Annotated in this window: 11 protein-coding genes and 1 pseudogene; 5 read left to right on the top strand and 7 right to left on the bottom strand. The window is 72.7% G+C overall.

Features of this window, described 5'->3' with window-relative positions; genetic code table 11:
* Positions 1-333, top strand: a 333-nt coding sequence (locus VIM26_RS25550; RefSeq protein ID WP_331956146.1) for a universal stress protein, incomplete at its 5' end; no start/stop codon positions are given.
* Between the two features lie 122 nt (positions 334-455).
* Here VIM26_RS25550 and VIM26_RS25545 read toward each other — a convergent pair.
* The 4 genes from VIM26_RS25545 to VIM26_RS25530 all read right to left on the bottom strand — a co-directional run bounded on the left by VIM26_RS25545 (position 456) and on the right by VIM26_RS25530 (position 3,805).
* Positions 456-944, bottom strand: a complete 489-nt coding sequence (locus VIM26_RS25545) for an Lrp/AsnC family transcriptional regulator (RefSeq protein ID WP_331956145.1) — start codon at positions 942-944, stop codon at positions 456-458.
* A 101-nt stretch (positions 945-1,045) separates the two neighbouring features.
* Positions 1,046-2,281 carry an ornithine--oxo-acid transaminase gene (rocD, locus tag VIM26_RS25540; protein ID WP_331956144.1) on the bottom strand — a complete coding sequence of 412 codons (1,236 nt, stop codon included), beginning with the start codon at positions 2,279-2,281 and terminating at the stop codon, positions 1,046-1,048.
* A complete protein-coding gene (gene ddaH, locus VIM26_RS25535; RefSeq protein WP_331956143.1) occupies positions 2,281-3,129 on the bottom strand; it encodes a dimethylargininase in 849 nt (282 codons plus the stop codon). Before ddaH ends, rocD begins: the two co-directional genes overlap by 1 nt.
* A gap of 178 nt (positions 3,130-3,307) precedes the next feature.
* Positions 3,308-3,805 carry an SRPBCC family protein gene (locus tag VIM26_RS25530; protein ID WP_331956142.1) on the bottom strand — a complete coding sequence of 166 codons (498 nt, stop codon included), beginning with the start codon at positions 3,803-3,805 and terminating at the stop codon, positions 3,308-3,310.
* A 267-nt stretch (positions 3,806-4,072) separates the two neighbouring features.
* Here VIM26_RS25530 and VIM26_RS25525 point away from each other — a divergent pair, with 267 nt between their 5' ends.
* Positions 4,073-5,062 carry an aldo/keto reductase gene (locus VIM26_RS25525; protein ID WP_331956141.1) on the top strand — a complete coding sequence of 330 codons (990 nt, stop codon included), beginning with the start codon at positions 4,073-4,075 and terminating at the stop codon, positions 5,060-5,062.
* Between the two features lie 869 nt (positions 5,063-5,931).
* Positions 5,932-6,945 carry a hypothetical protein gene (locus tag VIM26_RS25520; protein ID WP_331956140.1) on the top strand — a complete coding sequence of 338 codons (1,014 nt, stop codon included), beginning with the start codon at positions 5,932-5,934 and terminating at the stop codon, positions 6,943-6,945.
* Here the strand turns inward: VIM26_RS25520 and VIM26_RS25515 are convergent, their stop codons facing one another.
* Together VIM26_RS25515 and VIM26_RS25510 are read right to left on the bottom strand one after the other, a co-directional pair.
* On the bottom strand, positions 6,946-7,815 hold the full coding sequence (locus tag VIM26_RS25515) for a hypothetical protein (RefSeq protein ID WP_331956139.1): 870 nt from the start codon (positions 7,813-7,815) through the stop codon (positions 6,946-6,948). It lies immediately after the preceding gene.
* Positions 7,816-7,824: 9 nt separating this feature from the next.
* A complete protein-coding gene (locus tag VIM26_RS25510) occupies positions 7,825-8,313 on the bottom strand; it encodes an OsmC family protein (protein ID WP_331956138.1) in 489 nt (162 codons plus the stop codon).
* A 93-nt stretch (positions 8,314-8,406) separates the two neighbouring features.
* Between VIM26_RS25510 and VIM26_RS25505 the strand changes: the two genes are divergently transcribed.
* Positions 8,407-10,587: a phosphocholine-specific phospholipase C gene (locus VIM26_RS25505; RefSeq protein ID WP_331956137.1), complete on the top strand. Its 2,181-nt coding sequence runs from the start codon at positions 8,407-8,409 to the stop codon at positions 10,585-10,587.
* Between the two features lie 19 nt (positions 10,588-10,606).
* On the opposite strand, the gene VIM26_RS25500 is transcribed toward VIM26_RS25505, so the two are convergent.
* Entirely contained in the window at positions 10,607-11,266 is a 660-nt protein-coding gene (locus VIM26_RS25500; protein WP_331956136.1) for an FHA domain-containing protein, read from the bottom strand.
* A gap of 171 nt (positions 11,267-11,437) precedes the next feature.
* Here VIM26_RS25500 and VIM26_RS25495 point away from each other — a divergent pair.
* Positions 11,438-11,627: pseudogene (locus VIM26_RS25495) on the top strand (hypothetical protein); the annotation flags it as partial.

Raw genomic sequence — 11,627 nt, 5'->3', positions numbered from 1 at the left:
GTCGACCACGAGGCCGTGCTGGCCGACGTCGCCGAGGGGCTCGACGTCGTGGTCGACCGCGCGCTGGTCGACCTGCCGGGCATCGAGGTCAAGCGCCACGTGCTCGACGGCACCGGGACCTCGCTGCTCATCGAGTTCTCCACCGCGACGGACCTCATCGTGGTCGGCTCGCGCGGCCGCGGCGGCTTCGCTGGCCTGCTGCTGGGATCCACCAGCCAGGCCGTCCTGCACCACGCCGCCTGCCCGGTCATGGTCGTCACAGCTAAGAGCGTCGCCGAAGGCCAACCCCCGCACACGGGCCGAGTGACCGACTTCGGCGACCTCTACCCCTGACCCCTGACCGCTGATCTCTACCCCTGACCCCTGAAGATCCCCGCAACGTCCGAGCGTTGACGTCCTAGAGGACGTCAACGCTCGGACGTTGCGGGTTGTCGCGGGGTAGCGGGGCGGGGTGGTTATTCGGTGGGGGAGCCTTGGACGTCGGGGCGGCGGACCAGGGCGGACAGCACGATCGTCGAGCGGGTCCGGGCGACGAAGGGCTCGGCGTTGAGGCGCTCGATGACCCGCTCCAGGTGACGCATGTCGCGGGTTCGCAGGTGCAGGAACAGGTCGACGTCGCCGGTCACCGTGCTCGCCGCGATCACCTCGGAGTAGCGCTCGACGGCGACCCGCATCGTCATCGGGCTGGTCGACCCCGAGCAGTACAGCTCGACGTACGCCTCGGTCTCCCACCCGAGCGCGGCCGGGTCCAGGCGCACCGTGAACCCGCGCACCACGCCGCGCTCGCGCAGCCGGTCCACCCGCCGCTTGACCGCGGGCGCCGACAGCGAGACGACCGCGCCGATGTCAGCGAAGCTCGCCCGGGCATCGACGGCCAGCTCACGCAGGATCGCCTCGTCCAGCGAATCGAGCGGTCCCGTCGGTCCTTCGTGGTCGGTCCGCATGGCCCCATGATGTCAGCAGCAGACTGCGCACATCGGTGACGGCTGCGCACATCGGATGTGCGCAGCCGGCACGGTTGTGCGCAGGCTGCGGCGAAGACGGGTCAGCGCAGGGCGTCGGTGAGCTGGTCGAGGGACCAGTCGAGGTCGTCCTTGCTGATCATCAGGGGCGGAGCCAGGCGGATCGTGGCGCCGTGGGTGTCCTTGGCCAGGACGCGGCGCTCGAGCAGGCGCTCGCACAGCTCACGGCCGGTGCCGCGAGCCGGGTCGAGGTCGATGCCCGCCCACAGGCCGACGCCGCGGCTCGCGGCGAGCGACCCGTCCGCGACCAGCGCATCCAGCCGGGAGTGCAGGTGCGCGCCGAGGGTCTGCGCGCGGGCCTGGTACTCGCCGGCCTCGAGCAGCTCGATGACGGCGATCCCGACCGCGCAGGACAGCGGGTTCCCGCCGAACGTCGACCCGTGCGTGCCGGGGGTCAGCACGCCGAGCACGTCGGCGCGGCCGACCACCGCCGAGACGGGCAGGATGCCGCCGCCGAGCGCCTTGCCCAGCAGCATGAGGTCCGGCCGCACCCCGTACAGGTCGCAGGCGAACGTCGTGCCGGTGCGCCCGAGCCCGGACTGGATCTCGTCCGCGATCAGCAGCACGTTCGCGGCGTCGCAGGTCGCGCGCACCGTGGTCAGGTACCCGGCGGGCGGCATCACGACGCCCGACTCGCCCTGGATCGGCTCGAGCAGCACGGCGACGGTCGTCTCGTCGATCGCCGCGGCCAGCGCGTCGGCGTCGCCGAACGGGACCACGCGGAAGCCCGGCGTGTACGGCCCGAAGCCGCGCCGGGCGTCGTCGTCCGTGGACAGCGAGATGAGGGTGGTCGTGCGGCCGTGGAAGTTGCCGCCGGCGACGACGATCGTGGCGCGGTCTGCGGGCACGCCCTTGACGTCGTAGCCCCACTTGCGCGCGGCCTTGATGCCGGTCTCGACGGCCTCCGCGCCGGTGTTCATCGGCAGCACCATCTCGGTGCCGGTCAGGGCGGCGAGCTTGTCGGCGAACGGCTCGAGCAGGTCGTGGCCGAACGCGCGGGACGTGAGCGTGATCCGGTCCAGCTGAGCGTGCGCGGCCGCGGTCAGCGCCGGGTGGCGGTGCCCGAAGTTCAGCGCCGAGTACCCGGCGAGCAGGTCCAGGTACTCCCGGCCGGCGTCGTCGCGCACCCACGCGCCCTCGCCGGATGTGAGCGTGATCGGCAGCGGGTGGTAGTTGTGCGCGAGGTGCGAAACGTGCACATCATCGCCGATGACTTCGCTTGGGTTGTGCGTCGTCGTCACCAAGTTCTCCGCGGTCATCAGGACACCTCGAGCGTGCCGGGGGCCGACGCCGACCCGCGCACCTCGAGCGTGCAGCACTTCGCGCCGCCGCCGCCCTTGAGCAGCTCGCTGGTGTCCACCGGGATGGGGTTGTACCCGCGGGCGCGCAGCGCCGCGGCCAGGTCGACGGCGGCGGGGGCGACGACCACGTTGTACCCGTCGCTCACGGCGTTCAGGCCGAGCGCGGCGGCGTCGTCGGCGGTGGCCAGGATCGCGTCGGGGAAGAGGCGCTCGAGCACCGCGCGCGAGCCCGCGGAGAAGGCCGGCGGGTAGTACGCGATCTGCGGGTCGGCCGCGTCGCTGTTCAGCACGGTCAGGGCGGTGTCGAGGTGGTAGAAGTGCGGGTCGACGAGCTCGAGGGAGATCACGGGGCGGCCGAACAGCTCCTGCGCCTCGGTGTGCGCCGCGCGGTCGGTCCGGAAGCCGAAGCCGGCCAGGATCATGTCGCCGATCGCGAGCAGGTCGCCCTCGCCCTCGTTGGTCGCGTCCGCGGTGTGCGTGAGGAAGCCGCGGTCGGCGAACCACTTCTGGTACGCGGGGCCCTCGGGGCCGCGCTCGGCGTAGCGGAACCTCGCGGAGTACACGACGCCGTCGACGACGGTCGCGCCGTTCGCGGCGTAGACCATGTCCGGCAGGCCCTCGCGCGGGTCGATCGTCTCGACCGTGTGGCCGAGCGCGAGGTAGGTGTCGCGCAGCACGCGCCACTGGGCGACGGCGAGGTCCCGGTCGGTGTGCCGGGTGACATCCATCCAGGGATTGATCTCGTAGCTGACCGTGTAGTGCACGGGCTCGCACATGAGATAGGTACGGGGCGTGGCGACCGGCATGGGGGTTCCTCCTGGCTGAGCGGATTCGTACGTGGATGAGACCGCGCACCGCGTCGTCGGGTCCTTGGTCCTAAGCCTAGGGGGCTTTTGGCCCCCTACTCAGGTCGTGTCGTTCCACCGGGTGCCACTGTTCGTTGCGTGATCACGAAGTTCGACGGCGATTCGTTGTGTGCGGTGATCAGCGGGTCCTGGCCGTGGCCCGCGCGACCTCGCGGGACGCGCGCCACAGTGCGAGCCGCAGCATCCCGGCGATGGCGGGATGCAGCAGGTGTCGCGTGAGCCCGGCGGGCAGCGGGCCCGCCAGGTGCACGTCCTCGAGCCAGGTGGCGCGGGATGCGCCGTCATGGAGTGGCGCGACGCGCACCTCGGCGGTGCCGCGCAGCACCGGACCGAGCTTGGTGAAGACCGCGACCCCCGCGGCCGACGGCGTCGGCGGGTCGAGCCGGTCCACCCGCATCCGGTCCGGCATCCCAGGCGCGCCCCGGCGTGCGAGCGGCCCGGTGGTCGCGGTCACCCGGGATCCGACGGCGAGCGGCAGGCCGCGCACCTCGACCCGGGTCAGCGGGATCCACCGGGGGTGGTGGCGCGGGTCGGCGAGCAGCGCCCACGCGTCGCGGGCCGCGAGCGGCAGGTCGCGGGCGACCTCGACGACCCCGCCGCCGGGGCGGGTGGTCATGGCCGGTCCGGCGGCGTGAGGGTGCCTACCGCGGACGCCCGGTCCGGCGGCGTGAGGGTGCCTGTCGCGGACGCCCGGAGCGTCGGGGGCCCCCACGACCCGATCTCCACGGACTCCGGGAGCCGGCCGCAACCGTCCGGACCCGGGCGCGCGCCGGGTCCTGCGGGTCGTATCTCCGCCGGATGAGCCACGTGAGTCCTCAGTGAGGTCGCTGGATCGCCGCTCGCACACGGGGTGCGAGCTCGAGTCAACGGTAGCCTCCTGACAGTGCAGACAAGGGTGTTGGGACGCACGGGTCGCGCGGTCGGCGTAGTCGGCCTGGGGTGCTGGCAGCTGGGCGCCGACTGGGGCGAGGTCGGGGAGGACGACGCGCTCGCGGTCCTCGCGGCCGCCGTCGACGCGGGCGTCACCCTCCTCGACACCGCGGACGTGTACGGCGACGGGCGCAGCGAGTCGCTCGTCGGTGCGTTCCTCGCCGGGCGGGGTCCGGGCGCCGGCCTGACGGTCGCGACCAAGATGGGCCGCCGGGCGGACCCGCACGTCGCCGGCGCATACACGCTCGACGCCTTCCGCGCCTGGACCGACCGGTCCCGCGCCAACCTGGGCGTCGAGACGCTCGACCTGGTGCAGCTGCACTGCCCGCCGCCCGAGGTGCTCTCGCGCGACGAGACGTTCGACGCGCTGGACACCCTGGTCGCGGAGGGCCGCATCGCCGCCTACGGCGTCTCGGTGGAGACGGTCGCGGAGGCGCTGACCGCCATCGCACGCCCCGACGTCGCGAGCGTGCAGATCATCCTCAACGTGTTCCGGCGCAAGCCGCTCGAGCGGGTGCTGCCGGCCGCGGCCGCCGCCGGCGTCGGGATCATCGCGCGCGTGCCGCTCGCGAGCGGACTGCTCTCGGGCAAGTACGACGCGTCCACCGTGTTCGCGCCGACCGACCACCGTGCGTACAACCGCCACGGCGAGGCGTTCGACGTCGGCGAGACCTTCTCCGGGGTGCCGTACGACGTCGGCGTCCGCGCCGCCCAGCGCGTCGCGGCGATCACGCCCGACGGCGCGACGACCGCGCAGCTCGCCCTGCGCTGGATCATCGACCAGCCGGGCGTCAGCGCCGTCATCCCCGGCGCCCGCAACGCTCGCCAAGCCCGCGGAAACGCCGCGGCCGCCGAGCTGGCCCCCCTGACCGAGGCCCAGCTCAACGCCCTGGAAGCGATCTACGACGAGGACATCCGCGAGCACGTCCACGCCCGCTGGTAACAACCCGCGGTGCCGCCAGGCCGACCCTGACGCCGACCCGCGGCCGCGAGATGGGAGCTGTTGTCGTGCGAAGCGCTTTCTGAGGACAACGACTCCTATCTCGCGGCGGTGCGAGGGGTCCGGGGCTGTGCTTGGGCGGGTTTGACGGCGCCGAGCTCGATCCTGGCCTCGTCGCGGACGCTGGCGGCGACCCACGGCCGCGAGATGGGAGTTGTTGTCGTGCGAAGCGAAATAGGACAACAACTCCCAGTTCGGAGCGCGAATCGGCGATCGCGGATTCGCGCCCGCGAGTTCGCCGATCGAACAGTGTCCGAGTTCGACGCCTGGCGAGTTCGCGGGCTCGCTGCCCCCGCGGTCCCCCCGACCTGCCCCGAAGGTCCGCTGCCCCCGCCGTCCCCCGACCTGCCCCGAAGGTCCGCTGTCCGGGCAGCCGGCCGGCTCGACCTCAGTGCAGCCCTCAGTGCAGCGAAAGTGCACCAAAACGCCTCATTCACTGCACTTTGGATGCACAGAGCGATGCACTGAGCGCGCCCACTCACGGTGCTACGGGTCGAGTCGCCGTCGACACCGATGGCTCGGCCCGCCGTCCACGGGCTCGCGCCGCGAACTGGGAGTCGTTGTCGTATTTTCGGCTTCTGAGGACAACGACTGCTCTCTCGCGGCGGTGCGAGTGGTCCGGTGGCGTTGCGTGGACGGGTTCGACGTCGCCGAGCTCGATCCCGGCCTCGTCGCCGACCCTGGTGGCGACCCGTGGTCGCGAACCTGGCGGCGACCCGTGGTCGCGAACCTGCCGACGGCGCCGTCGCGATTCGGTGCCGGAGGGCGAGGACCACGCCCGTGTCAGTGGCGAGTGCTGACATGGAACAACCATGACGAACGCCCTGTTGCGCGACCCGAAGCTCGCCCAGCTGTATCGACGGGCACCGGGCGCGATCGCGTTCGTCGACGAGTCCTTCCGCGCCGTCCCGCAGGGCCGGGATCGTGCGTTCTACTCGATGTCGGCGGTGACCCTCGAGAAGGACCAGCTCGACCGCGTCCGAACGGTGCTGACGGACGTCGCCGGCTGTTCGGGCTGGCACACGACCGACGCGAACCAGGACGGCAGGCACCGGGACATCGGGCGCATGGTGCGGTTCTTGGCCGGCGAGAGCGTGTGGCATGTCGTCGCCGTCGAGGCGACCGTCGCGCCCGGTGACGGCGGCCTGCGCGTCGCCCGCTCGACGTGCCTCGCGGCCATCGCCAGGGAGGTCCAGCGAGGTCACGGCCCCGGCGCGGTACGGCTGCTGGTCGCCGACAACAATCGCCTCGAACGGCTCAACGCCGACGACCAGCGCACGATTCACCGGCTGCGCTCTGCCGGGGACATCGACGCGAACGTCGCGCTCTGCCATACCCGGATGAGCCTGGAACCGGCGCTCTGGTCGGCGGACGTCCTCTCGTGGAGCGCGTACCGCAATCTCGCCACGGACGACGGCCGGTGGATCGAACCCTTGCGCGACGTCCTCACGGTGCTCGACGCGCGGACCGGGCGGTCCGTAGAGATGAAGCAGCCCCAGGCTGCCGCAGCAACACCTGGGGCCCAGCAGACGACCGGCGCGAAACGCGGGCAATCCGCTGTTGCTTCCGAATTCAGCGTAGCCCGTAACGGATTCTGGGAGCCAGTCGAGCCTGGGCCGGACGTGGCCGGCTCTTTCCGGTCCGGGACCAGCGTCCTGGACGACCTCGCCGCACAGGTGGCCCGGCTGCGCCGGGACGTCGGCGTGCGCGGGATCACCGAGGGCAACACTCCGCGGGCCGTCGCGATCCGTACCCGGCGGGGCGCCGGAACCGGCAGCCACGCGCCGCCGTCGCGTCGCCGGCGGGATGCGCCCGTCGCCGGCTAGTCAGCCGTGCAGGCCGTTGCTGGAGGGGCCGGAGCCGGGCGGGGGGATGCCCGGGAGGTCGGGCTGGGTGGCCTCGATGACTCGGGGCGGCGCGGTCACCTCGGTGGCCTCGATGACCTCGATGAGCCGGGGGAACGTGGCCGGCGGGGGGCCGAACGCGGCGCGGGCGCCCTCGACCACGGACTTGCCGAGCGCGCGGGCGCCGGTCACGCCGATCAGGGCGCCGATGCCGAACGGCGCGAGCCGCCCGAACGCCAGTGCGCTCTGCCGCACGGCCTGCCGGCGGATCAGCCGCTGGGTGAGCGCACTGTTCACGCGCTTGATGGTGCTGGTCGGCAGCCGGGTCAGCAGGGCGCGCGCGAGCGCGCCCGAGGTGACCTCCGCGGCACCGCTCAGCGTCATGACGCCGGAGCCCTCGATGAGCCGGGACTCCCCCAGGACCGTCGCCAGCAACAACGCCCGCCGTCGGCCGGCGTCCTCGACCTCGATGCCGTGCACGCTCGCGACGGCGAGCGAGAACGCCGCGGACGACGCGAAGAACGTCGCGACGTCCCCCACGGTCAGCGCCGCGGCGACCCCGGTCCCGATCACGGGTGCGGCGGCGGCGGCCCCGACGGCGGCGCCCGCGCTCGCGATGACGAGCAGGTACTCGCGCTCGAGCAGCGCGATGATCTGGGCCGGCGACGCGTACGGGTTGCGCCGGCGCAGGCTCTGGACGTGCGCGTGCACCCTGGCGGACGGGATCGTCACGGCCTTCTCGAGGGCCGCGTCGATCACGGGCGTGCGCCGCAGGTGCGGATCGGCCGGTGCGGGCGCCGACGTCGGCGGCAGGACCTCGCTGCTGGTCTTCTTGCGTCCGCGCAGGCTCACGGCCGCACCCTATCGCTCACCGGTGACGGTCAGTTCGACCGTCGCGCCGGTGGTGAGGGTGCGCGAGACGGTGCAGTGCTGCTCGACCGCGCGGTGCACCACGGTCAACAGGCGCTCGCGCTCGGCGGGGTCCAGCGAGGACAGGTCGACGACGAGCTCCTCGAGCAGCTCCGGGTAGCGGTCCTCCTCGCGGTGCTTGGGCCCGGCGACGTGCACGGTCGCCTCGTAGTCGGCGCCGAGCCGGCGGGCGAACGCGGCGTCGGACGTCATCCCGGTGCAGCCGGCGAGGGCGATCTTGAGCAGCTCGCCCGGGGTGAAGACCGCGCCGCCCTCCTCCGGGCCGATCTGCACGACGGCGCCCCGCGAGCTGCGCCCGGTGTACGTGCGGGTCCCGGTGCGCTCGACCCAGAGCTTGGCCGGCTCGGGCGCGGCGGCCTGCGCGGTGGCCTGCTCGGTGGCGGGCGCGGTGGCGGTCTGGGGGAGCGGCTCTGCGTTCATGGATCGATCCTGCCACGCGGGTTCATCGACTGTTCGTGACAGGTCTCCCGCGCGTCTGGATGCCGATCGCACCGCGGGCGTTGACTCCTCGCCGTGACGAGTCGTCACGCGATGGTCACCGCGGAGCAACGCACGGCGATGAAAGGCAGCGACATGTCCAAGGAGAACCTTTCCCGACGGCGATTTCTCGGCACCGCGGCGGGCGCGGCGGCCGTCGCGGCCGCAGGATCCCTGCTCCCGCCGTCCGTCCAGTCGGCGATGGCGCAGCCCGCTCGCCCCGGTGGTTTGGCGGCCATCGAGCACGTCGTGGTGATCATGCAGGAGAACCGGTCCTTCGATCACTACTTCGGGTCCCTGCGCGGGGTGCGCGGCTTCGCGGACCGGTCCGCGACGCGGCTGCCCAGCGGCAGGTCGGTGTTCGAGCAGGCCGACCTCGCCGGTGCGACGGTGCTGCCGTTCTCGCTGGGCAAGGCCGCGACGCTGGCCGGGCGGCCGCCGTCGGACATCCAGTACCTGGGTGCGCTGGATCATTCCTGGGCGGGCACGACGACGGCCTGGCACAACGGCTGGACGGACCGGTGGATCCCCGCGAAGGGACCGTCGACGATGACGTACTACGAGCGCCGGGACATCCCGCTGCAGTACGAGCTCGCGGACACGTTCACCATCTGCGACGCCTACCACTGCTCGATCAACGGCTCCACGAACCCGAACCGCAACTACCTGTGGTCCGGGAAGGTCGGCAACGAGCCCGGCTCCCCGGCCCGGGCGGTCACCAACGCCGCCTACGACTACGACCACGCCGGCTATGACTGGACCACCTACCCCGAACGCCTCGAGCAGGCCGGGGTGTCCTGGCAGATCTACCAGGACTGGGACAACTTCACCGACAACGCGGTGGAGTACTTCCAGCGCTTCAAGGCGATCGGCAAGGCGATGCTGACGGCCGTCGACGGCGACCTGCGCACCACGGAGGAGTTCTACGACCACCTCGCCGGCAAGGAGCCGGCGGAGCAGCAGCGACTGCTCGACCAGCTCGACGTCGGCCGCGGGCGGCTCAGCGAGGCGGACCGGTCGTTCTTCGACAGGGCCATGTCGCGCGGGCGCCCGGACACCCTGCTGGACCGGATGCGCGCGGACATCGCGGCCGACCGGCTCCCGCAGGTCAGCTGGATCGTCCCGTCCGCCGCGGACTCCGAGCACCCCGGCGCCTCGACCCCGGTGGGCAGCGCGGACTTCGTCTACCGGCTGCTCGACACCATCGCGAGCGACCCCGCGACCTGGGCGACCACCGCGATCTTCCTGAACTTCGACGAGAACGACGGCTACTTCGACCACGTCCCGCCGCCGGTCGCGCCCCGGCCGGTGTCCGGCGCCGGTGACGACTGGTTCGGCGCCCTGCCCATCGGCCTCGGCCCGCGGGTCCCGATGACCGTCATCTCGCCGTGGACCATCGGCGGCTTCGTCAGCTCCGAGGTCTTCGACCACACCTCGGTGATCCGGTTCCTGGAACGCTGGACCGGCGTCGAGGAGCCGAACATCTCGCCGTGGCGACGCACCGTCTGCGGCGACCTGACCGGCGTCTTCGACTTCACCGCGGCGGGCACGCAGCCCGAGGTGGACCATCCCGGACCGGTGCCCGCCGCCATCGAGCGCTGGCACCCGAGCCCGCCCGCCGTGCAGACCGCGCCGATCCAGGAACCCGGCACCCGTCCCGCGCGGGCGCTGCCCTACCGCCCGCGGGTGTCCGGAAAGCAGCACGGACCAAGCGCCCTGACCCTCGCCCTGACGAACACCGGGTCACGGTCCGCGCACCTGGTCGTTTACAGATACCAGGGCTCGCCCGCGCTCGCGCCCGCCGACGAGCCCCGGCACGTCGACGTGCTGGGCCCGCTCAGCGTCGAGGTCCCGGTCGTGGGCGGCACGTTCGACGTCGCCGTCGCCGGACCCAACGGCTTCCGGTACGAGCTGGCCGGCACGACGTCGGGCGCCGCGGCGGGCGTGGACGCGAGCGTGTCCGAGGGCCGACGGCGGGGCGACGTCGTCCTTGCGCTCACCAACACGGGGTCCGCCGCGGTGACGCTGACGCTGACCTCGCTGCACTACGTCCGCCACGCACAGACCGAGGTGCTGCGTCCCGGCGCGAGCGCGCTGGTCCCCTGGCCGGGCAGCAAGGGCTGGTACGACGTCGAGCTCACGAGCGCGGGAGACGCCACGTTCCGGCGGCGGATGACCGGCCGGATGGAGAACGGCGGCGCGGGCGTCACCGGGTAGCGGCACTCGGTGGCCGCCGTCAGCCGACCTCGTCGACCAGGCCCATCTGCAGCGCGAGCTCGACCAGCCGGGCGCGCTTCTGGTTCTGCGGGAGCGCGTCGATGCCGAACTTGCCGAACAGCACCCGCAGGTGCGTCTTGACGGCGCCCACGCTGAGGAAGAGCTCCTCGGCGATCTGCTGGTTGGTCGCGGGGGTTGCATACCCTGGCCCGTCCTGCTGCGGCCGGCACAGCGCGGCCAGCACCATCCGCTGACTCTCCGTCAACCGGCTGACCGTCGGCAGGCCGGCGCCCACGACGGTCTCCAGGCTCGCCGGCTCCGGCGGTGCGCAGAAGGTCAGGACGGTCTCGCCGACCCTGATCTTGTCGCGGTCGTGCAGGCGAACGCGGTGCGCCAGCCGGCGGCCGTTGAGGAAGGTCCCGTTGCGGGACAGCCCGTCGTCCACGATCGTCCACTGCCCGCCGACCCGCTCCAGCAGCGCATGCACCCGCGAGACCCGGGCGTCGCCGGTGACGCACACCTCCGCGGAGGGCTCCCGGCCGATCGTCAGGGCGCCCCGGGCGGGAGGCAGCGGCCAGCGCCGCGCCTGCCCGTGCCCGCTGGACAGCACCAGGTAGGCGTCGGGGAACTCCGGGGCGCGTGCCCCGCCGACCGTCTCGACCCCCGCCAACTTGGACAATGCGGCCTCCTCTGGACCGGATTATCCACCGCCGCCGACCGGTCGTCCATCGCCCGATCGGTCGGTCCCAGGGTGGGCAGAGACTGTACCTAGGGTGCCTTCTGGCGCGCAGCCGGCCGGGCGATCGTGAAGGGACACACCGCTCTTGCGGTCTCTTCGAAGGAGCAGATCATGAACCGTTCGCCGGTCCGAACCGCCGTCGCAGTCCTCGCTGTCGGCCTCGGGCTCGTCGCGTGCACCAGCCAGGCCGCCAACCCGCCGCGGGCCGTCGACCTGTCCGCCCCGCGCCCCGCAGCGGAGGCGCCCGCTGCCCGGCCGACGACGGCGGCCCCCGCGCCGACGACGCCGTCCGCGTCAACGC

Origin of the sequence: Pengzhenrongella sp. (assembly GCF_036565025.1) — a bacterium.
GTDB lineage: Bacteria > Actinomycetota > Actinomycetes > Actinomycetales > Cellulomonadaceae > Pengzhenrongella.
The sequence above is the reverse complement of the archived record's forward strand: the minus strand, read 5'-3'. Positions and strand labels throughout refer to the sequence as shown.